This window comes from Acinetobacter courvalinii (assembly GCF_014635545.1).
GTDB classification, from domain to species: domain Bacteria; phylum Pseudomonadota; class Gammaproteobacteria; order Pseudomonadales; family Moraxellaceae; genus Acinetobacter; species Acinetobacter courvalinii.
Window position 1 is genome coordinate 25,086 of record NZ_BMDA01000009.1, and the last position, 21,042, is coordinate 46,127.

The 21,042-nt window shown below is 43.1% G+C and carries 21 protein-coding genes; 10 read left to right on the top strand and 11 right to left on the bottom strand.

Features of this window, described 5'->3' with window-relative positions; all coding sequences use genetic code 11:
- Positions 1 to 207 precede the first annotated feature (207 nt).
- Positions 208 to 906 (top strand): DsbC family protein, encoded by a 699-nt coding sequence (locus IEV39_RS18165; RefSeq protein ID WP_005281571.1) that lies wholly within the window; start codon positions 208 to 210, stop codon positions 904 to 906.
- A 55-nt stretch (positions 907 to 961) separates the two neighbouring features.
- On the opposite strand, the gene IEV39_RS18170 is transcribed toward IEV39_RS18165, so the two are convergent.
- The 3 genes from IEV39_RS18170 to guaD all read right to left on the bottom strand — a co-directional run bounded on the left by IEV39_RS18170 (position 962) and on the right by guaD (position 3,514).
- The gene (locus IEV39_RS18170; RefSeq protein ID WP_004660536.1) at positions 962 to 1,213 is read right to left on the bottom strand and encodes a GlsB/YeaQ/YmgE family stress response membrane protein; all 252 of its coding nucleotides are present in this window, start codon (positions 1,211 to 1,213) and stop codon (positions 962 to 964) included.
- A gap of 232 nt (positions 1,214 to 1,445) precedes the next feature.
- On the bottom strand, positions 1,446 to 1,973 hold the full coding sequence (gene hpt, locus IEV39_RS18175) for a hypoxanthine phosphoribosyltransferase (RefSeq protein WP_004776485.1): 528 nt from the start codon (positions 1,971 to 1,973) through the stop codon (positions 1,446 to 1,448).
- A gap of 224 nt (positions 1,974 to 2,197) precedes the next feature.
- A complete protein-coding gene (guaD, locus tag IEV39_RS18180; RefSeq protein ID WP_005281568.1) occupies positions 2,198 to 3,514 on the bottom strand; it encodes a guanine deaminase in 1,317 nt (438 codons plus the stop codon).
- A 316-nt stretch (positions 3,515 to 3,830) separates the two neighbouring features.
- Here guaD and IEV39_RS18185 point away from each other — a divergent pair, with 316 nt between their 5' ends.
- Positions 3,831 to 4,202 (top strand): hypothetical protein, encoded by a 372-nt coding sequence (locus IEV39_RS18185; protein WP_005281565.1) that lies wholly within the window; start codon positions 3,831 to 3,833, stop codon positions 4,200 to 4,202.
- Between the two features lie 56 nt (positions 4,203 to 4,258).
- Here IEV39_RS18185 and IEV39_RS18190 read toward each other — a convergent pair whose 3' ends face one another.
- Together IEV39_RS18190 and IEV39_RS18195 are read right to left on the bottom strand one after the other, a co-directional pair.
- The gene (locus tag IEV39_RS18190; RefSeq protein ID WP_005228180.1) at positions 4,259 to 5,215 is read right to left on the bottom strand and encodes a TerC family protein; all 957 of its coding nucleotides are present in this window, start codon (positions 5,213 to 5,215) and stop codon (positions 4,259 to 4,261) included.
- Positions 5,216 to 5,512: 297 nt separating this feature from the next.
- Positions 5,513 to 6,427, bottom strand: coding sequence for a LysR family transcriptional regulator (locus tag IEV39_RS18195; RefSeq protein WP_005281561.1), 915 nt, complete (start codon positions 6,425 to 6,427; stop codon positions 5,513 to 5,515).
- Positions 6,428 to 6,532: 105 nt separating this feature from the next.
- Between IEV39_RS18195 and IEV39_RS18200 the strand changes: the two genes are divergently transcribed.
- Genes IEV39_RS18200 through IEV39_RS18215 form a run of 4 tightly spaced genes read left to right on the top strand, consistent with a single transcriptional unit; the run spans position 6,533 to position 10,357 of the window.
- The gene (locus tag IEV39_RS18200; RefSeq protein WP_005281559.1) at positions 6,533 to 7,765 is read left to right on the top strand and encodes an acyl-CoA dehydrogenase family protein; all 1,233 of its coding nucleotides are present in this window, start codon (positions 6,533 to 6,535) and stop codon (positions 7,763 to 7,765) included.
- 12 nt (positions 7,766 to 7,777) lie between these two features.
- Positions 7,778 to 8,899 carry a phosphotransferase family protein gene (locus IEV39_RS18205; RefSeq protein WP_005281555.1) on the top strand — a complete coding sequence of 374 codons (1,122 nt, stop codon included), beginning with the start codon at positions 7,778 to 7,780 and terminating at the stop codon, positions 8,897 to 8,899.
- A complete protein-coding gene (locus IEV39_RS18210) occupies positions 8,896 to 9,594 on the top strand; it encodes a histidine phosphatase family protein (protein WP_005281552.1) in 699 nt (232 codons plus the stop codon). The genes IEV39_RS18205 and IEV39_RS18210 overlap by 4 nt, the downstream gene beginning before the upstream one ends.
- 19 nt (positions 9,595 to 9,613) lie before the next feature.
- On the top strand, positions 9,614 to 10,357 hold the full coding sequence (locus tag IEV39_RS18215) for an SDR family oxidoreductase (RefSeq protein WP_005281549.1): 744 nt from the start codon (positions 9,614 to 9,616) through the stop codon (positions 10,355 to 10,357).
- Positions 10,358 to 10,668: 311 nt separating this feature from the next.
- Here IEV39_RS18215 and mpl read toward each other — a convergent pair whose 3' ends face one another.
- Positions 10,669 to 12,030 (bottom strand): UDP-N-acetylmuramate:L-alanyl-gamma-D-glutamyl-meso-diaminopimelate ligase, encoded by a 1,362-nt coding sequence (mpl, locus tag IEV39_RS18220; RefSeq protein WP_005281541.1) that lies wholly within the window; start codon positions 12,028 to 12,030, stop codon positions 10,669 to 10,671.
- Between the two features lie 222 nt (positions 12,031 to 12,252).
- Between mpl and IEV39_RS18225 the strand changes: the two genes are divergently transcribed.
- The 4 genes from IEV39_RS18225 to IEV39_RS18240 all read left to right on the top strand — a co-directional run bounded on the left by IEV39_RS18225 (position 12,253) and on the right by IEV39_RS18240 (position 16,402).
- Entirely contained in the window at positions 12,253 to 12,606 is a 354-nt protein-coding gene (locus IEV39_RS18225; RefSeq protein ID WP_005186310.1) for a DMT family protein, read from the top strand.
- 134 nt (positions 12,607 to 12,740) lie between these two features.
- The gene (purE, locus tag IEV39_RS18230; RefSeq protein WP_005281538.1) at positions 12,741 to 13,253 is read left to right on the top strand and encodes a 5-(carboxyamino)imidazole ribonucleotide mutase; all 513 of its coding nucleotides are present in this window, start codon (positions 12,741 to 12,743) and stop codon (positions 13,251 to 13,253) included.
- A 123-nt stretch (positions 13,254 to 13,376) separates the two neighbouring features.
- Positions 13,377 to 14,504: a 5-(carboxyamino)imidazole ribonucleotide synthase gene (locus IEV39_RS18235; protein ID WP_264822105.1), complete on the top strand. Its 1,128-nt coding sequence runs from the start codon at positions 13,377 to 13,379 to the stop codon at positions 14,502 to 14,504.
- A gap of 602 nt (positions 14,505 to 15,106) precedes the next feature.
- Positions 15,107 to 16,402: a lytic murein transglycosylase gene (locus IEV39_RS18240; RefSeq protein ID WP_005281533.1), complete on the top strand. Its 1,296-nt coding sequence runs from the start codon at positions 15,107 to 15,109 to the stop codon at positions 16,400 to 16,402.
- Positions 16,403 to 16,447: 45 nt separating this feature from the next.
- Here the strand turns inward: IEV39_RS18240 and IEV39_RS18245 are convergent, their stop codons facing one another.
- The 5 genes from IEV39_RS18245 to IEV39_RS18265 form a co-directional block, all read right to left on the bottom strand.
- Positions 16,448 to 16,831: a hypothetical protein gene (locus tag IEV39_RS18245; protein ID WP_165569325.1), complete on the bottom strand. Its 384-nt coding sequence runs from the start codon at positions 16,829 to 16,831 to the stop codon at positions 16,448 to 16,450.
- Positions 16,832 to 16,942: 111 nt separating this feature from the next.
- Positions 16,943 to 17,854 carry a matrixin family metalloprotease gene (locus IEV39_RS18250; protein ID WP_005281530.1) on the bottom strand — a complete coding sequence of 304 codons (912 nt, stop codon included), beginning with the start codon at positions 17,852 to 17,854 and terminating at the stop codon, positions 16,943 to 16,945.
- A gap of 382 nt (positions 17,855 to 18,236) precedes the next feature.
- A complete protein-coding gene (locus IEV39_RS18255) occupies positions 18,237 to 19,148 on the bottom strand; it encodes a matrixin family metalloprotease (protein ID WP_005281527.1) in 912 nt (303 codons plus the stop codon).
- A 390-nt stretch (positions 19,149 to 19,538) separates the two neighbouring features.
- Positions 19,539 to 20,447, bottom strand: coding sequence for a matrixin family metalloprotease (locus tag IEV39_RS18260; RefSeq protein WP_005281524.1), 909 nt, complete (start codon positions 20,445 to 20,447; stop codon positions 19,539 to 19,541).
- Complete coding sequence (locus IEV39_RS18265; RefSeq protein ID WP_005281521.1) at positions 20,444 to 20,860, bottom strand: hypothetical protein; 417 nt, start codon at positions 20,858 to 20,860, stop codon at positions 20,444 to 20,446. The genes IEV39_RS18260 and IEV39_RS18265 overlap by 4 nt, the downstream gene beginning before the upstream one ends.
- Positions 20,861 to 21,042: the final 182 nt, after the last annotated feature.

Consider the following 21,042-nt stretch of genomic DNA (forward strand, 5'->3'; position numbering starts at 1 on the left):
TTTCAATGTGATGTGAAAATAATTGTCATTTTCTAACTAAAAATAGCTCATGAAAAGCAATCTAAAACCAGACTTGGATTGAAGCAGATGTTCCACGTGAAACATCACAGTCGTCGGTTGAATTTTGGTTGTTACTGCGTAAGCTGAGCTGTTTGGCCGTCCGATAATCATTACAATAGCGGCTGATTTTTGTATAGAGTGTCACTCATGTTAAAAAAAATTGGGATTTTCTCATTATTAAGTTGTGTTTCTGCACTGGGCTTTGCCAATGTCGAGACCTTAAAAAGTAATTTGAGTAAACAATATCCCAATATTCAGGTGACCAACATCCAACCGACTGCAATGAACGGTTTATACAGTGCCAGTCTGGACAACCAGATCATCTATCTGGATGAAAGTGCTCAACACATGTTTATCGGGTCAATGGTGCGTTTAAAAGACCAGAAAAATTTGACCAAGGATCTGGTGATCCAGCAAAACACGGTGGACTGGAAACAGCTTCCGTTCAAAGATGCGATTAAAACCGTCAAAGGCAATGGTAAGCGTGAGTTGGCGGTTTTCTCCGATCCGAACTGTCCATATTGCAAGAAACTGGAAGCCGAGCTGGACAAGCTGAATGATGTGACCATCTATACCTTTATCTATCCCTTAAAAGCACAATCGGTTGCTGTGTCTCAATCAGTCTGGTGTGATGCTAACCCGGCCTATGCATGGAAAAACCTGCTGCAGAAGAATGTACAGCCGCAACAAAAAACCTGTGCGAATCCGATAGAGCGTAATTTGCAGCTCGGTCGAAAATTAGCCGTAGATGGCACCCCGACCCTGATTTTCAGCAATGGATTTAAAATGGTCGGTGCACGAAGTGCTGCAGACATTCAGACGATCTGGAAAGAACTCGGCCTATAAATAAAAATGCCCAATCCATTACATGAATGAATTGGGCGTATTAATCTAGACCGTTCTAGCTTTTTTTGGTGACCAGATTGTAGATAAACAAAATAATGATCGCACCAATCACAGAGGCAATGAAACCGGCTGCCGAATTTTCACCATATAGGCCGAGCAAGCGACCACCATAGGTTGCCAAGAGTGAACCTGCGATACCTAATAAGGTGGTTACAATAAAGCCTGCTTTATCTTCACCCGGATGTAAAGCACGTGCAATTAAACCAGCAAAAAAACCAACGACGATTGCCACAATTAGAGACCACATTGTCTTTCTCCTTGTTTTAACAGTGATATTTATTACTATCCTGCTTGATACGCACAAACTTTGTCTGTAGTGGATTACTGAGTTATGTCGTATTTTTGTGCTGGATTTAGCGGGTTTTGATTAAAGCATGGCTGAAAAAGCAGCTTTAGACGCATCACTCAGACCAAAGCATTCGACAGTTGATCTGAGCGCAGGACAAGGTAGGAACGAGATTATTAACCGAAGGATTGGATTAAATCCCGATTTCACCAATAAATGGCAAGTGACGATATTTTTGATCAAAGTCGAGGCCATAGCCGACAATAAAGCGGTCTTCGACTTCAAAGCCCAGAAATTTTACATCTAAAGGAATTTCACGGCGTGACGGCTTGCTGACTAAAGTACATAATTCAATTGAGTTTGGATTACGGGTTTTCAGCATTTCAACCACTTTGCTGAGGGTATTACCTGAGTCGATAATATCTTCGACCACAAGCACATCTTTACCGTGAATTTCGCCATCAAGATCTTTTAAAATTTTGACATCACGAGAGGAAACGGTTCCACCACCATAACTAGACACGGTCATAAAATCGAGTTCATGTGGTTTGTCGATGGCACGGCATAAATCCGCCATAAAAATGACTGAACCACGTAATAAGCCGATCAGTACCAGTTCTTTATCACTTTGAGCATAGTGTGCATTGATTTTGTCGCCAAGTTCTTTCACTTTGGCTTGAATCTCTTCACTTGAAATCATAATGCGCATTGCAATGGTCATCGGTAGATTCCTAAAACTTAAAAACGGGAAAATAAAAAAGGTGTTGACCTGCAACACCTCGAAATCTTGAGCTAATCTGGCAATTTTAAAACAAAATCACTTTTCATGCACCTTTTGATGACGAAGAATGTGTTTCATTTTGAGCAGACGAGCTGTCCCGTTTCAGCAGAACTGCACATCCAATCGCAATACAGAGTAAGCCAAGTCTCTGTTTATTTAAAAATTTAGTTTTGGCTATAGGCTTTTTGTCCATAGATATAGGTTGCCTCAATATTTCGGTCATCGCCCATGGTGAATAAAGCAAACAGGCTATCTTCAACCGATTTTGAACGTGACTGACGCAGTTGTTGTAACGCGGTTGGCTGGGTATTCAAGACCACGAAATCAGCTTCTTTACCGATGTTAAAGTTACCGAGTTTCTCATCCAGATCCAGCGCTTTCGCCCCACCTAGTGTGGCGTGATACAACGATTCAAAAGCCGAGAGTTTATCGCCTTGTAACTGTTGAACTTTGTACGCTTCATTCACGGTTTGCAACAGACTAAATGAAGTCCCTGCCCCAACGTCAGTGCCTAAACCGACTTTTACTTGCTGTTCCCAGGTCTTTTTCAAAGGGAATAATCCACTGCCCAAGAACAGGTTTGAAGTTGGGCAGAAGGCAATCGCAGAGTCGGTTTCATGCATACATTTCCATTCTGCATCTTCCAGATGGACGCAATGCGCAAATACAGAACGTTGACCGGTTAAGCCATAATGATGATAAACATCCAGATAACCATCTTGCTCAGGGAATAGCTCTTTTACCCATGCGATTTCATCTTTGTTTTCACTTAAATGGGTATGTACATAAACATCAGGGAATTGTGCTTTGAGCTGGCCTGCTTGTTCCAGTTGTTCGGGAGTAGACGTTGGCGCAAAACGTGGTGTAATCGCGTATAAAGCACGGCCCTGTCCATGCCACTTCTCAATCAGCGCCTTAGAATCATCATAGGCACTCTGTGCGGTATCACACAATGCTTCTGGTGCATGACGATCCATCATCACCTTCCCTGCGATTAAACGCATCTGGTGCTGTGCTGCGGCTTCAAATAAAGCATCCACAGATTCAGGATGTACCGTACAGAACACCAACGCGGTGGTGGTTCCGTTTTTAAGCAATTCATTGACAAAAAACTGAGCTATCTCTTGGGCATAAGCTTTGTCTTTAAACTGAATTTCAGTCGGGAAGGTATAGGTGTTGAGCCAGCTTAATAATTGTTCGCCGTAAGCACCGACCATTTCCGTTTGTGGGAAATGGATATGGGTATCGATCATGCCCGGGATGATCAATTGTTCTGGATAATGCTGGATTTCAACGTTTGCAGGAAGATGGGCTTGAGCGTCGTTCCACGGGCCAAACCAGCGAATTTTACCTTGTTCAGTGATCATTATGCCGTCTTCGATATAACGGACTTGATCGGCAATTTCAGTGGCTTGAGAAACGGTCTTTTGAATATCTAAGAAGCGACCACGAATCACCGTGGTTGGAGTAGCCAAAGTCATAACAACCTACAATTTTACTTTTTTCGGTTGATTGTACCTGATTTTGCCAAATTTACTGGATTATTCGGCTAATTAATGCGCTTAAAAGGTATATAAATGTGAGCAGTAGTTTGAGCCATTTGATTGTGTCTTCAGCGACGCTGTATCTATATTTTCAATAAAAAGAAGTGCATTTGAGAACAGTAGATGAATATTTGAAGACCCGGATGTGTTCTGAATCATATTATTTCATTCGCCCGGCAGTGCTTATGAAAGCTATAATCAAGTGCACATTCACTTTGCTGTCATTTAGAGTTTAGAAATCAAGAGAAAATTTATGAAAAAAACAGGGTTATTTATTTTATTGGCATGCACAATTTCGGCATGCAGTTCTCACAACGAAACCTATCAAAGCACGTTTAAGCATACTACTGAATGCCAAGCTCAGTTAATAGACATTAGCAAAGGCAATTTTAAGCTGGATGATATTGCAAAGGAGCGTTTGAGCTTTGATTTTCAAGCGAAAGATAACAATGAAGAAATTATCCAAATTAACATCGCTGAAAAACAGCCAAATGCCACCCGATCAGCTGGGCGGATTAAGGTGAATAAAGCTCGAAATGAAATTTTCAACTCAACCTTTGATGATATGAATATGATTCCTATCAAGCTGGGTTCACATCCCTCTTTTATTAAAGACTGCTTTTAAAAAGTAGGTCATGATAAAAAAGGCCTGCAATGCAGGCCCTTTCTATTTCTGATGGTTTATTGCGCTTGTCGCTTATTGTGTCGTAACGACAGATAAGCGGTGATGCCTAATACCAGAACGATAAAGCCTAACGAAATCCAGATTGGCATGTGGAATACGTCGAGCAATAACATTTTTGCACCAATGAATAGTAAGATGATGCCCAAACCATACGGTAAGTAATGCATTTTCGACGCCGCACCTGCCAATAAGAAGAACATCGCACGTAAACCCAAAATCGCCATTAAGTTTGCGGTTAAAACAATGAACGGATCACTGGTCACGGCGAAAATTGCAGGAATGGAATCCACCGCAAAGATCACATCAGACGCTTCGACCAAAATCAAAACTAAAAATAAAGGGGTTGCCCATAACACACCATTCTGGCGAACGAAGAAATTGTTGCCTTCAAGCTGTGGTGTGATACGCATGTGTTTGCGTAACCATTTCAGTAACTTGATATCTTCAATATTGGTATCTTCTTCATCCTGACCTTTCAGGAATTTAAAGCCGGTGTAGACCAGGAAGGCACCGAAGATATATAGCACCCAAGAGAACTCTTGCACAAACCACGCACCAATAAAGATAAAAATGGTTCGCAGAATGATTGCACCAAGTACGCCGTAAAGCAGGATTTTACGTTGATATGCAGGCGGGATCGCAAAAGCTGCGAAAATCATTAACCAGACAAAGACGTTATCAATTGCCAGCGATTTTTCCAATAGATAACCTGCGAAGTATTCCATGGTTTTCTGGTTGGCAATGGTTGCACCTACGGTTTGCTGTAGATAAAACCATAATCCGCCACCAAAAATCACTGCAACACTGACCCAGGCAATACTCCAGTAGGCTGCCTGTCTGATCGGCACGTCCTGATTTTGTTTTTGCTTAAAGCCTAAAAAGTCGACCAGTAGCATCACGGTAACGAGACCGAAGAATGCGACATAGAGCCATAAATTACCGATAGTTTCCATCACAACTCCCTATCTGGCAAATGGACATAAAAAAACCTCGACCAGTTGCCAGATGAATTAATACATCTGTTTCAACATGATCAAGGTCTTGCCTACACCACGATGGATTGTGATGCTCAGAGTCCGACTTTTTGCAAAGTGTAATGACGAAGCTCTGACACCTAAGGCATTCAGCGCTTAGGTCTGGAGGAGGCTACTCCCCTTGTCAACTTATTCTGTATGGATATTCATATCCAAATATGCGTATAGAATTACATATTTTTAGACAATGTGCAAATATTCATCAGCAAGGTTCAACTAAAAAATTTTCAGGATTTCCGTGCGTAAAAATTGATGGCGTGGATGATGTTTCACATTTTCATGCCAATACATACCCATATTGATTTGAGGTAGCTCGATTGGCAAAGGATGGATATGTAAGGCTTGGGAATAATGCAAATGCTTGAGGATGCTTTGCGGAATGGTCAGAATGGCATCGGGATAATGATTCAATATCTGCAATGCCGTTGCATAGTGCTGACAACGCAGGAAAATCTGGCGGGATAATTGCTGCCGATTGAGATAAATATCCTCGAGCAGAATCCCGGTACGCCGTGAAGACACACCAATATGCGGTGAAGACAAATACAGCGATAAATCCATATTGGGCTGCTGGGTACACACCACAAAATGGTCTTCAATCAGATTTTCAAACTGTAAACTGGCCTGATACGGTTGCACCAGATCAATGACAAAATCAATCTGTTGGGCAGAAAGATCCGCCAGCATGTTTTTACGATCCAGTTTGGAGCTCAGGAACTGGATGTCCAGATTCAGTTGCGCAAAATGATGTACCAGCTGCGGAAAAATAATCGGCTCAATTTCGTCATGAATGGCGATTTTTAAGCTGTGCAACATATCAGGCACAAAGTCCTGTTGCGGTACGGCAATACTCTGGATCGTCAATAACGCGGTTTGAATGGGCTGGTAAATTTGCTCGGCATACGGAGTAGGGAGCATTTTTTGACCGCTGCGCACGAATAACTCATCGCCAAGCTGGCTACGCAAGCGTTGCAAGGCATGACTCACCGCAGACTGGCTGATACACAGCAATTGTGCTGCTTTAGAAATGCTCTTCTGTTCAAAAATCGCAATAAAAAGCGGATATAAATTAATATCGATACGATGAAAGTGCCCGACTTCCAGTAGGTTGCTATTATGAATCTGATTCATAGTTTTGAATAAAATAAAATCATTTCATTCATAATAAATTTTCGCTTATGGTGATGTAAAGCAGCGAATCAGCTTTCGCCAAATTTTAGATTGAGGGAGAACAGGATGTTTGCATTATCAGCGCGTGCACAGGATTTTATTGCACGTACGCAAGCGTTTATCCAACAAGAAATTGAACCTATTGAAAAAGCATTCTGGGATGAGGTACATCGCCTCAATGTCGATGGTGACTGGACCCAATGGCAATGGCCTGAACAATTACAACAATTGAAAGACAAAGCCAAAGCAGCGGGCTTATGGAACATGTTCTTACCTGATGCCGAGCTTGGTGCAGGCTTATCGGTTCAGGAATATGCACATATTGCCGAACTGACGGGACGTAGCCTGCTTGCGCCGACGGTATTTAACTGTAATGCACCCGATAGCGGCAATATGGAAGTATTGTGGCGCTATGGTAGCGATGCGCAAAAACAGCAATGGCTACAACCACTACTCAAGGGTGAAATTCGTTCCGTGTTCTGTATGACCGAGCCTGCGGTGGCATCCAGTGATGCGACCAATATGCAGGCCACTGCGGTGATAGAGGGTGATGAAATCGTCTTGAATGGACGCAAATGGTGGTCATCCGGTTTAGGCGATCCCAATGCCAAAATCATTATTTTTATGGCCTATACGCCGGACCCAAGCAAAGACCGTCATCACCAGCATTCTATGGTACTGGTACCGGTCAATACCGCAGGCGTGACCATTGAACGTATGCTGCCTGTGTTTGGTGATTACGATGCACCGCATGGGCATGGACAGGTCAGCTTCGACAATGTGCGTGTGCCTGTTAGCAACTTCATTGGTGGTGCAGGCCAAGGCTTTGAAATTGCGCAAGGCCGTTTAGGCCCTGGGCGTATTCATCATTGTATGCGCTGTGTTGGCGCGGCAGAGAAAGCACTGGAACTGATGATTGACCGTGGCATGTCGCGTAAGGCTTTTGGCAAAGAACTGCTCAAGCTGGGTGGCAATCTGGAACGCGTTGCAGATGCGCGTGTGCAGATCGATCAGGCGCGTTTATTGACCTTATACGCTGCCTATAAGATGGATACGCAAGGTAATATGGCGGCATTAACTGAAATTTCGGCCATTAAAGTGGTCGCGCCAACAGTCTTGCAAAATGTGGTGGATATGGCGATTCAGATCCACGGTGGCGAAGGTGTTTCCCGTGATACACCGTTAACGGCTTTCTTTACTCAGGCGCGAAGTTTACGTTTGGCCGATGGACCTGACGAAGTCCATAAAGGCATGATTGCCAAATTAGAACTCAAAAAACGTGGCTATGGTCGTAAATAAGGATAAAAGCAAATGACAGTAATTGATATGGGCGGTCAGGTTCGTCATGGTGAAGAACTGGATATTGCAGCGGTTGAAACATGGTTAAAAAATCAGGGAGTGAGTCTGCAAGGACAGGCAAAAGTCACCCAATATTCAGGTGGTGCATCTAACTGGACCTACCGTTTAGCGTATGACAATGCAGATCTGATCCTACGCCGTCCACCGAAAGGCACTAAGGCCAAATCAGCGCATGATATGGCCCGTGAATACAATGTGCAGAAGTATCTGGCACCCTTCTACCCTGTGCTGCCTGAAATGATCGCGCTGTGTCAGGATGAGAGCGTGATCGGTTGTGATTTCTATGTGATGAAGCGGATTGAAGGCATTATTCCACGTGCCAATTTACCCAAAGAATTACAGCTGGATGAACAGCAAGTCCAGCAACTGTGCCTGAATGTGCTGGATAAATTGATTGAACTGCATCAAGTGCCTTATCAAGGTACAGCGCTGGAAAAACTGGGCAAAGGTGAAGGCTATTGCCGCCGTCAGGTCGAAGGTTGGGACGCGCGCTATAGCAAGGCCCTGACACCGAATGTACCTGATTTCGCGTTTGTGCGGGAATGGTTGCAACAACATATTCCGGCCGATTCCAAAACCTGCGTGATTCATAATGACTGGCGTTTTGATAATGTCATTTTAGATCCACAGCAACCGACTCAGGTGATTGGGGTACTGGACTGGGAAATGGCGACCTTGGGTGATCCGTTAATGGATTTGGGCAGCGCCCTCGCCTACTGGATTCAGGACGATGACGATGCCTTGATGAAGTCCAGTCGCCGTCAGCCGACCAATCTGAAAGGCATGCTGACACGTCAGCAAGTGGTGGATTACTATCTGGAAAAAACAGGGTTGAAGCCTGACAACTGGGCATTTTATGAAGTATTTGGTCTATTCCGCCTAGCCGTGATCGCGCAGCAGATCTATTACCGTTATTACCATCAGCAAACCGATAATCCAGCCTTTAAAGACTTCTGGATCCTGATTCATGCCCTGCATATTCGTGCCCTAAAATTGATTGCACAGGACAATACACAAGCCCAGCAATTAATTCCTGAATATGGCGCAAAACTGAAGGAAATTTTAACAGCATGAGCACCATATATCTGGTACGACATGGGCAGGCCTCCTTTGGGGCGGCCAGTTATGACCTGCTCTCTGCCAAAGGTGAACAACAGGCACAGGCAGCGGGTGAGTTTCTCAGCAAGACTTTAAAATCCTCTCCTTTGGTGGTGGCCGGTTCAATGCAACGCCATCAACAAACCGCGCAACTCACTTTAGCGCAAGGTTTTGCAGAGGTACCGATTCACACTGAATCCAGCTGGAATGAGTTTGATCATCAGCATGTATTTGCTCAATACGAACCCCGCTTTAATCAGCCTGAATTACTCAAACAGGATGTCGCGCAAGTTGAGAACCCACGTGTCTATCTGGCGAAAATCTTTGATGGGGCGATTGAACGCTGGATTGGAGAGCAATATGACCATGAATATCATGAGACCTGGTTAGGTTTCCAAAGCCGTGTAGAAAGCGCGTTGCATGGCCTGTGTCAGCAGCTTGATGCCACACAGCAGCGTCAGGCGGTGGTATTCAGCTCAGGTGGTGTCATTTCAGTGGCGGTGGGCCAGGTGCTGGGCTTGGATGCGAAACAGATCTTTGCGCTGAACTGGTCGATTGCCAATGCCAGTATTACGACGCTGCGTTGGGTGGATGGACGCTTGCAATTACTGAGTTTTAATGAACATCATTATTTAAAAGCACACGATGCAGAACTCCTTACATGGATTTAAACAAGAATAGGTGGCAGAAATGGCAAAGACAATTTTAATTACAGGTGCAAGTTCGGGTTTAGGCGCAGGTATGGCGCGTGAATTTGCCGCCAAAGGCTACAATCTGGCGCTTTGTGCACGACGTTTAGAGCGTCTGGAAACGTTACAACAGGAGTTGCAAAGCCAGTTTTCCGTTCAGGTCAAGATCAAGACCCTGGATGTGACTCATTACGATGATGTGTTTACCGTATTTAAAGCCTTTCAGCAAGAATTTGGCAGCATTGACCGCATTATTGTCAATGCAGGTGTCGGTGATGGTCGCCGTATTGGGAAAGGACATTTTGAGGTGAATCGGGCGACGGCGGAGACCAACTTTATTTCTGCTCTGGCACAATGCGAAGCCGCGGTTGAAATCTTTAGAGCGCAAAATAAAGGTCATTTGGTGGTGATTTCCTCGATGAGTGCCATGCGTGGTTTACCGAAGCATTTATCGACCTATGCAGCCAGTAAAGCGGCAGTGGCGCATTTGGCAGAGGGCATCCGTGCGGAATTGCTGGGTACACCCATTAAAGTGTCGACGATTTACCCAGGTTATATTCGCACTGAATTGAATGAAGGCGCCAAGAAACTGCCGTTTGAAGTGGATGAGAAGACAGGAAGCAAGGCTTTGGTGAAAGCCATTGAGAAAGAGCCTGTGAAGGCGTATGTGCCACAATGGCCATGGTTGCCAATGGGCATAGCAATGAAGATTTTGCCGTTAAAATTGGTGAATAAACTGAGTTGATAGCAATTTAAAATGCATGTGTACATATGTTTATTCGACAGGGATGTTGCTTGTCACGATCTGAATGAACATAATTTTGAAGAAATACGATACGCGGAAACGTCATCTGCAACCTGCGTGGTTTAAATGAGAGGCTGTTTCTGCGATATATGTTGATAAATGCAAGAAGAGGACAGGTTTTGCAGATGACAATGGTTTTGCCTACTTTTCCCGAAAGAAAAGTAGGGCGAGCCGCAGGCTGATCCAGAAATTAGATAAGAACTTGCAAGACTCCGTTAAGACAATAGTTTTTCAGAAAGTGCTGACTTTGATTATGACAATGCCGTAATCAACTTTTGGTGTAAACCACCAAAACCGCCATTGGACATGATCACCACAGCATCCCCCTCACCTGCTTCATTCACCACACGGGCAATGATCTCATCCAATGAACGGCTGACTTCTGCCTTGTTCGATGATGCTGCAATCACAGGTTGCAAATCCCAATCCAGACCTTCCGGTTGATACCAGATCACTTCATCGGCTAAACGGGCTGAATGTGCCAAACCATCTTTATGGCTGCCCATACGCATGGTATTTGAACGTGGTTCAATGATCGCCCATAGCTTACGTTCACCTAGACGTTTACGCGCGCCGTCCAATGTGGTCTCAATGGCAGTTGGATGATGGGCAAAGTCATCATAGACTTCGATGCCACGCACCGTACCTAACAGCTCCATACGGCGTTTTACCCCACCGAAGTTGGATAAGGCTTCACAGGCCTGTTCAAGGCGAACACCCACGTGTTGTGCAGCAGCAATGGTCGCTAAGGCATTGGCAACGCTGTGTTGCCCGGTCATGTTCCACTTCACTTCACCGACCACGTTGCCCTGTTCAAGCACTTTAAAGTGGCTACCATCCGCACTGATCAACTCAGCAGATAACGCGGCTTGTGCATTTGGCTCTAGACTGGTACGAATCACTGGTGTCCAGCAGCCCTGCTCCAAGACTTCATCAATATTGGTTTCAGTAATGGGCGCAATAATACGACCTTCACTCGGAATGGTACGGACTAAATGATGGAACTGTTTTTGAATCGCAGCGAGATCATCGAAAATGTCAGCGTGGTCAAATTCAAGATTGTTTAAAATTGCGGTTTTAGGATGATAGTGAACAAACTTAGAACGCTTGTCGAAGAATGCAGAATCATATTCATCCGCTTCAACACAGAAATATTGACCACCACCTAAACGTGCACTTTCACTAAAACCAAGCGGTACGCCGCCGATCAAGAAACCTGGATTTAAACCCGCCTGATCCAGCACCCAGGCCAGCATTGTCGTGGTAGTGGTTTTACCATGTGTACCTGCGACACCGAGTACGTGTTTGCCTTGCAGCACATGGTCTGCCAGAAATTGTGGGCCAGAAATATAAGGCAGGCCTTCATTCAGCATATATTCAATCGCATCAATGCCGCGTTTCATGGCATTACCGACGATCACAAGATCAGGATGCGGCTGTAAATGGCTACGGTCATAGCCCTGCATCAGTTCAATACCCGCATTTTCGAGTTGAGTTGACATAGGTGGATAAACATTGGCATCTGAACCTGTGACTTTATGTCCTAAATCTCGTGCGAGTAGAGCCAAAGACCCCATAAATGTGCCACAAATACCCAAAATATGCAGATGCATAACGCGCCTTCTCCACTGCTCTTCATACAGCACTGATATCGTATGTATGATTGTCGTTATCAATAAAAATCAAACGCAACGATAGCAAGGCTTGCATGGAAAAGATAGTCAAAATTCGTTGTTGTTGTTTAGTTCTAATTATGCAGATGAGTGCTAAAATTTCAGGGTTTTTAAAAGCATATCTTCTCTGCGATTCACCCTTGATCTGGATACCAGCACATTATGTTGAGCCCTACTCTTTTAGCGTTATGTTTGTTGATTATTTCCAACTGTTTTATGACCTTGGCATGGTATGGACATCTGAAAATCCTGCATGATGCGCCGATCTGGCAAGCGATCCTGTTTAGCTGGTGTATTGCCCTGCTGGAATACAGTTTTATGATTCCTGCCACCAAGTTGCTCAACCAGCATGGCTGGAGTCTGGGGGAAATGAAGATTACCCAGGAAGTGGTGACATTAATGGTGTTTGTGCCCTTTATGATTTTTGTCTTTAAACAGCCGTTTAAGCTGGACTATATCTGGGCAATGCTGTGTTTAATGGGGTGTGTCTATTTTGTATTTCGAAACCAGAGCTAATTTTCGTGAAGCAGTTCACGCGTTCTTTTGTTGGGGATGCTTGAAAAAACCGCTATAATATTTGCCAATTTATTCCTTCGTGCTTGGCGTAAGTCGAGATACTTCTCTATTTTTATCATGTTTTGGAAAAGCCAATGAATGCGGTCGCAACAGATAGCCAACCTTTAGTCGGAATTATCATGGGTTCTCAATCAGATTGGGCAACCCTTGAACATACCGCTAACATGCTCAAACAGTTGGGTGTTCCTTTTGAAGCTGAAGTGGTTTCTGCGCACCGTACCCCGGATCGTTTGTTTGAATATGCTGAAACAGCTCGTGATCGTGGTATTCAGGTGATTATTGCAGGCGCTGGTGGTGCGGCACACTTACCGGGGATGTGTGCGGCTAAAACTGATTTACCTGTACTGGGCGTACCGGTTAAATCATCGATTTTAAATGGTGTAGATTCATTGCTTTCAATCGTGCAAATGCCAGCAGGTATTGCGGTAGGTACTTTGGCGATTGGTCAGGCTGGTGCGACTAATGCAGCGATTATGGCAGCGCAGATTTTAGGCTTAACTCGTCCAGACATCGCTCAAAATGTAGCGGATTTTCGTACGGCACAAACAGAAAAAGTATCGAGCAATAACATTCCTGGTCATGAGTGAGGATAAGCAAACTTAAAGCATCGCTTTAAGGCTTTGCCCGAATGCAAGACAAGGACTTTGTCCGAGTAAGAGGATAAGCAAACTTAAAGCATCGCTTTAAGGCTTTGCCCGAGCAAAAGAGTTATAGATATGAATAAAACCATCGGTATTTTTGGTGGCGGACAGCTTGGACGTATGATGGCGCAAGCGGCATTGCCACTGAATATTCAATGCACCTTCTTTGAGGCAGAAACGGATTGCCCTGCTGCAATTTTAGGTCCGGTATTTTCTAGCCAAAATCCGCAAGGCTTGCAAGATTTCATTGCCAGTGCGGATGTATTTAGTCTTGAATTTGAAAATACGCCTGTTGCGGATGTGGATGTTTTAACTCAAAGCAAAACCCTGTACCCGCCTCGCCTTGCGTTAGCGACTGCACAAAACCGCTTGGCCGAGAAAAGTTTGTTTGATGAGCTCAACATTCCTGTTGCGCCGTATCGTGCTGTGGAGAGCTTAGAGAGCTTAAAACAGGCAGTTGCTGATCTTGGCTTACCGATTGTCTTAAAAACCGTGACAGGTGGCTATGATGGTAAAGGTCAGTTCGTATTACGTACTGAAGATCAGATCGACACGGCTTGGGCTGAACTTGGCCCGGCAAAAAGCTTGATCGCTGAAAGCTTTGTTAAATTCAGTCGTGAAGTCTCGATTATTGCGGTGCGTGGACAAAACGGCGATGTGAAAACCTGGGCGCTGGCAGAAAACCATCATCATAACGGCATCTTGTCCCATTCGATTGTACCAGCGCCAAATAGCGTCGATTTACAGCCTGTGGCACAAGATTATATTACCCGTTTGTTAAACCACTTGAATTATGTCGGCGTGCTTACACTTGAATTGTTTGTAACCGAGCAAGGTCTCTATGCCAATGAAATGGCATGTCGTGTACATAATTCAGGTCACTGGTCGATTGAAGGTGCGATTTGCTCGCAATTTGAGAACCATATTCGTGCGGTTGCCGGTTTACCTTTGGGCTCAACGGAAGTGATTCGTCCAACGGTGATGATCAATATTATTGGCCAGCATCCAAAATCTGAAGATGTTTTGGCCCTGAACGGTGCACATTTACATCTCTATAATAAGTCTGAGCGTACAGGTCGTAAGCTGGGACATATTACCTTGATGCCGAATAATTCGGATGATTTAACCGCTTTATGCCGCCAATTGGCACGAATTTTACCTGTACCATTGGCATTAACCGCAGATATGACCCTCTAAACTTATCCACAATAGCTCAAAAAAAGCGATCTTCGGATCGCTTTTTTCATTCTGCGCTGTTTTTAAATTTAAAATAATAAAGTTGAGCTGTTGTGGATAACTTGTTTTCGGTATTTTGAATTTAAAATTATGGGGGTAATTTGAATTTAAATATGCAGTGGATAAGTTGTTCTGTATTTTAAATTCAAAAAAGAGCGCCTGATTTAAATTTAAAAGTTAAGTCCAGAGTAGGTTTTTAAATTTAAATCATGGGCTGTGGATATCTATTTTTACCTAGAATAATAAGCTGAAAAATATAAGCTTAGCGTCTTCTGGATGTTTTGTTCGCATCATGTACTGTTTAAATCGAAGAAATGAATTTAAAAGTGGATAAGTTTTTTAAATTTAAATGCTCAAGTTATCCAGTATGGTATTTTTGAATTTAAATTGGGCTTGTTGATAACTTTTAAATTTAAAATAAAGTCTGAATTATGAATTTAAAAGCAGGGTTTTAAATTTAAAAAACCGAGAAATGAATTCAAAGTTACGTTTCCAAACTATACATCTTCATATAGCGTGTTAAGGTGGAGAGGAAATTTAAATTCAAAAGTTTTGGTTCAGTCATGAAACGTCATTTTTCTTTTTTTCTAGGCACTGCCTTATTTACTTTTTTTAATCAGGCGCATGCCGAGCTGGTAATTAATGGCGCAGCCGTTTCTACACCAGCCACGACCGCAGCGGTCGCCAGCAATTATACGCCCAATTCTAATTTTCAGGGCTGTATTGCCAATTTGCGTTCGCAGGCCATCGCATCGGGTGTTTCTGGTTCGACCTATGATCGCTATACCCAAAATTTAACCCCGGATTATTCCGTGATTGATAAATTAAATTATCAGCCTGAATTTTCGACACCGATCTGGGATTATTTGTCTGGCCTTGTGGATAACGAGCGCGTTCAGGCAGGGCAGCAAAAATTAAATCAACACCGTGCAGTATTGAACCGTGTCGAGCAGGCCTATGGTGTCCCTGCGGAAACGGTTGTGGCCGTGTGGGGAGTGGAAAGTAATTATGGTGATATTTCCGGTAAATATCCTTTATTACAGGCTTTAGGAACATTAAGTTGTGAAGGTCGCCGTCAAAGTTATTTCCGTGGCGAGTTTTTTGCCACCATGCGTATTTTACAGCGCGGTGATTTAACGCAGGATCAGCTATACGGTTCATGGGCTGGGGCTTTTGGTCATACCCAGTTTATGCCATCGACTTATGAACGTTTAGCGGTTGATTTTGATGGTGATGGCCGTCGTGATCTGGTTTCTAGTACTACAGATGCTCTGGCTTCAACAGCAAACTTCTTAAAACGGGCAGGGTGGCAAACCGGTATGCCATGGGGCTTTGAAGTCAAAATCCCGCAAGGCATGTCGATTTCTGGTGAAAGCCGCCGTAATAAAAAGCCGTTAAATAGCTGGATAGCCCAAGGTGTGACCCGGGCCGACGGTACCGCATTGATTCAAGGTAATTTATCTGGCAGCACCCCGGCAGGGCTGATTTCTCCAGCCGGTGCTAATGGTCCCGTGTTCTTGGTATTTAAGAACTTTGACGCGATTTATAGCTATAACGCGGCTGAAAGCTATGGTTTAGCCATTGCCCATTTATCGGATCGTTTACGTGGTGGTACACCATTCTTAACTTCATGGCCAACCGATGATCCGGGTACTTCACGTGCGGAACGTCGTGAAATTCAACAGTTTTTAGTACAACGCGGTTATGATATTGGGACTGTGGATGGATTGATTGGTGATAAAAGCCGCCAGGCTATTCGCCAAGAGCAAACCCGTTTAGGCTTAAATCCAACCGGACGTGCAGGGCAGCAGATTTTACGCGCTTTCCGTCAGGAACAAGCCAAACAAATGATGCAATAATTGATGCATTAAAAAAAGGTCTGCCATATGCAGACCTTTTTTATATTAAGGGGCAGGATCGAGTTTAACGGCTTCTAAAATATCGAAAATCACTGCAGTTACATCCTGACTTAAATCACGGTCATTAAAAATTTCATAAGCAGTAATGGTCACATCTGTATCGCTCGGGAGTTGCTTTTGTTCTTCTTCAACCAGATGTTCGATGGGTAATAAGGTCTGTTTGACTTCCAGATGTAAAATCTCGTCATAGGCGACATTTTCATCTTCCAGCTCAACTTCTTGCTCGTTGAAATAGGGAATCAAAATGGAATGGAGAAAGGGGCTAATATCTTCAATATTCAAGAATTCGATATCACGAGTCTGCTCAATCGTACTGATGTGGTCGTTCACTTCAATTAAGATATGATAATAACTCATGCCGATCTCCATTAAGATAAATATGATGTTTTCATCCACAATAACATGAATAAATCCAAAGAATCGACCCATTCTTGTTACTAAGCAAGCGATAATGGATAAAACACCTATATTTTATAGGGATTAAGGCGCTCGAGAAAAACCCAATAATTCCAGATCGGTATCCGTCAGCTGAAAATCTTTTGCATTCTGCTCTTTAATGCGAGGATACATTAAAGATTTAGGATCTTGAGTATGCTTTAGGCCTAAAGCATGCCCAAATTCATGCGCGAGTGTTAGGCGTAAGTCGTCCATGGATGAAAATTCATAAATAAAAATCTGTTGACCGTGAAACTGACCTTTATGCAGGACCTGAGGTTTAAAGGTCTGGTTAAATGCCGCTACGGATTCAGTCAATTGTTGGTAGAGCTGTTTCGATTGCTCTGTTTGCGCATTGAATTGTTGGACCAGCTGATTATGCTCAGCAATTTTGGTCTGTAAATCGCTCGCTTGCTGTTGCAGGGTGTGTTGTTGTTGCTGCAGTCGTGCAACTTGCTTTGAGTTTTGAGCGGGGGCTTTGAGATTTTGCAGGGCCTGCTGATACTTTTGCTGATTATTTTGATATTCAATCTTTTGTAATTCGAGTTGAGTCCTGGAGTCAGCAACACTTTGTTTTAGACGCTGTAATTGCTGATTTTGCGCTAACCAATGCTGTTGTTCCTGCTCAAGCTGGTTCAGATTTTCCGAGCGTTTCATGCTGCGTACTTGACGCTGATCAAATACCAAATGAATGACAAACTCGGCTTCTGGATCATAGACAAAATACTGTTGTGCGGTATCTTTTGCCCAGATGGCAGCCGCCTGTTGGCTTAACTCAATCATTTGTTGTTGCGTGATATTGAGACGTGGATCCAGATCGGCAATCCGGTAGCGTAGAGGATGCTCGCTGCTATAACGGATTTGTGTTTGAGGGGCGTTTGAGGAAATTTGGGCAAAAGCTGGCGCTTGGACCAGCATGAACACACATGTAGCCAATAAATGAGAAAAACAACGCATAAAGGGAGATAAAGCTTGAAAAAGGTCGCATTTTAATCAGTTTAAACAGGGAGTCAAATGGATCAATTGAGTGAAGGGTGAGAATTTGGGAAGATATTTCTAGAAAATGAATAAAAATACAGATGTAGAAAAAAGTAAGTAAAATATAGCGGAATAGAGCAAGTTTGCTGCTAAAGTGAATAAAAAATAAAATCAGAACAGGTGTTTAATTTTTATCCTTTTCTCATGTGTGCTCATCTAAAGAGCGTGTCTAAACTAGGCAAAGCATAAAATAAAGGATTGAAAATTATTTTATTTTTCACATAAAAGCCAAAATTTAACTGATTGAAAAGTAGACAATGAGTCTAGTCGTTCCTCAATCGTTACCAAATTGGGGGAATCATTAATACATGGCTTTCACCAGGTCTTTATCAGAATGGGTTAATGCGAACTTTTGCAGGTTCTGTTGTTGAATAATCGGGTACATCAAAGAGCTTGGATCATCAGTATGGGCAAAACCTAAGGCATGCCCAAACTCATGCGCCAGCGTTAAGCGTAGGTCATGTGTGGATGAAAATTCATAAATCATGATGTGTTTGCCATCAAAATGGCCTTTGTGGAACAGACGGGGTTGAAAGATCTGATTAAACTGATTGGCAGAAGCCACCAGTTGCTGATTGCCTTGATTTAAAGCCCGAATGTCCTGATTAAGCTGTCGGCTACGTTGATTATGTTGCTGAATGTCCTGTTGCAAAGCTAAAGCTTGCTGCTGTAAGGCAGTTTGTCGTTGTGCCAGTTGATCCGCCAGAACTTTTGAAGAAGAGCGCTGCTGGTTAAAGTGCTGCACATCCTGATTATATTGCTGAAATTGTGCGTTAAGTTGTGCCTGTTTATCGGCAATCAAGGCCGAATTTTGCTGAATATCCGCCTTGACCTGCTGTAATTGTTGATTCTGTTTATGCCATTGTTGCTGGTCTTGCTGCAGTTGTTGCAGGCTCTGCACGCGATCTGTACTGCGTTGTTGACGTTCATCAAAAACCAGATTGATACTAAATTCCGCCTCTGGATCATAGATAAAATTTTGCTGGCCTGTTTCATGTTCCCAGATTTTGGCTGCTTGCTGCGTCAGTTCAAGCACTTGTTGCTGACTTAAATGAAAGCGTGGATCAATATCGGCAATACGATAATGCAGTGTTTTTTTGATGGTTTGATGCTGATGCGGATTAACCGGATTGATATTGGTCTGGGCATAGCTAAGGTGAGGGGAGAGCGTACAGAAATATACTGCAAGCATCACCATATTCGTAATACGCATAAGCCAAACTCCCCTAAATAAGGCTTATTTTTGAGCAGTATTGGATTCAGGTCAAAACGCTATCTATTTAATAAATAAAACTAAAAAGTGTGATTTTTTTCTAATAAATAAAAAAATAAATCGAATAATTTACACAATCTTAAAATCAGCAGCTTGTCTGTTTTTTGTTCATAATTCCAAGAGAATCAAAAGATTAAATTTATTAAGCACGGAACAGCTGTATAAATAGCGATAAAAGCCTTGATTGTTACCTTTTGTAAAATATTGATAAATTGGCAATTTTTTATAATTTTTGATAAAAAATTGCTGCTTTGTGACATTTAATGTCGAGGCGTATTTTAAGCAAAATGTGAATGATCGCTCATTCTGGAAGGGTTTTATTTTCTCTACTTATCTGGCCTTTAACAGACTTAAATCTGCTTCAGTGAGGCGAAAATGCGCCCTATCCTGATCTTTCATAATCGGATGCATCAATGCATGTGGATCATCAGTATGTTGTAGGCCTAAGGCATGGCCGAATTCATGCGCCAGCGTTAAACGTAGATCATCCTCAGATTCAAATTCATAAATCAGAATCTGTTTGCTATTAAATAGGCCTTTATGGAATAAATGTGGCTTAAAACGTTGTTTATATTGGTCAACGGATGCATTCAATTGCTGGTCCAGTGCATTAAGCTCATCTATTTGCTGATTGAGCTGCTGAATCTTCTGATTGTACTGGTCAATTTCCTGTTTAAGCGACTGTACATTTTGCTGCAAAGCCTGTTGTCGCTGTTGAAGACCATCAGGATTGGCGAATACCGCCGGATTCTGCCGAACCTGTTGCTGTGCTTGCTGATAGGCCTGAATTTGCTGATTTAATTGTTGCTGTTTTAAGCCTAAAAATTGCCGGCTTTGAAGAATTTCCTGTTCAATCTGATCTAAGGATTTCTTTTTCTCTCGCCAGCGTTGCTGATTGGATTCAAGCTGGCTTAAATGTTCCCGACGTTGTTCACTCTCGATTTGACGCTCATCATAAATGAGATGTATTGCCAGCTGGGCCTTTGGATCATAAACCAGATAATCCTGTCCTGTACCGTCTTTCCAGATCTGGGCGGCTTGCTCACTGATCGCCTGCACTTGCTCAAGGCTAAGCTTAAAACGTGGATCCACCTCAGCAATACGATAGCGGAGCCGTGTATCAAAGGGTTTGCTGATACGATCGATCAATGAGTTAAATTTAAGCTGCGGGTGTTGGTAGGTTTGATAACCCGACCAGAACAGAAACATTGCCAATATAACAACGAGGAGATGCTTCATTGCTTAGGTGTGCAGAATAAAGACTGATACAGGCTCGGGAGCAGGAGAATTCCCCAGATCAGTGTCGCAAAAATATTGCCCATTTCATAAAAAATAGCACCCAGACCCGATATGAATGTCCAGGAAAAACCGGGTAATAGATAAAGCAGTAACAAGGGGAAATAGCTATACAGATATAAGGTTCTTGCCCATGCCTTAAAGAAAAATAAACCCGCTAACATGATCACAGCAATGATTGAGGCTAGGCCTGAAAGTAGAATTTCCCAGTTTTGGGGTTCGGTTGCCAGCAATTCCGCTACGGCAATAGAGCGTTGATCATAGGCATCCAAGATTGTGCCTAAACCAATACAAAGCAGTGAAGCACTTAATAACAGTCTAAATTTGGATTTGCTAAGGATAGGATCATTTTTCATTTTTAGCGCTGAAGGATTTTTTAATTGCCTGAATTATACATAAAAAGAATTCAGTTCCTTCAATTGTTGCAAGCGTTTGCGGAAGGGGGAAATAAGCGGTTTATAGCACGTGCATGCCTATGATTTGGCTCAAACAGCAGATATTTAAAATAAAAAAACCGCGCTTACGCGCGGTTTTTTTA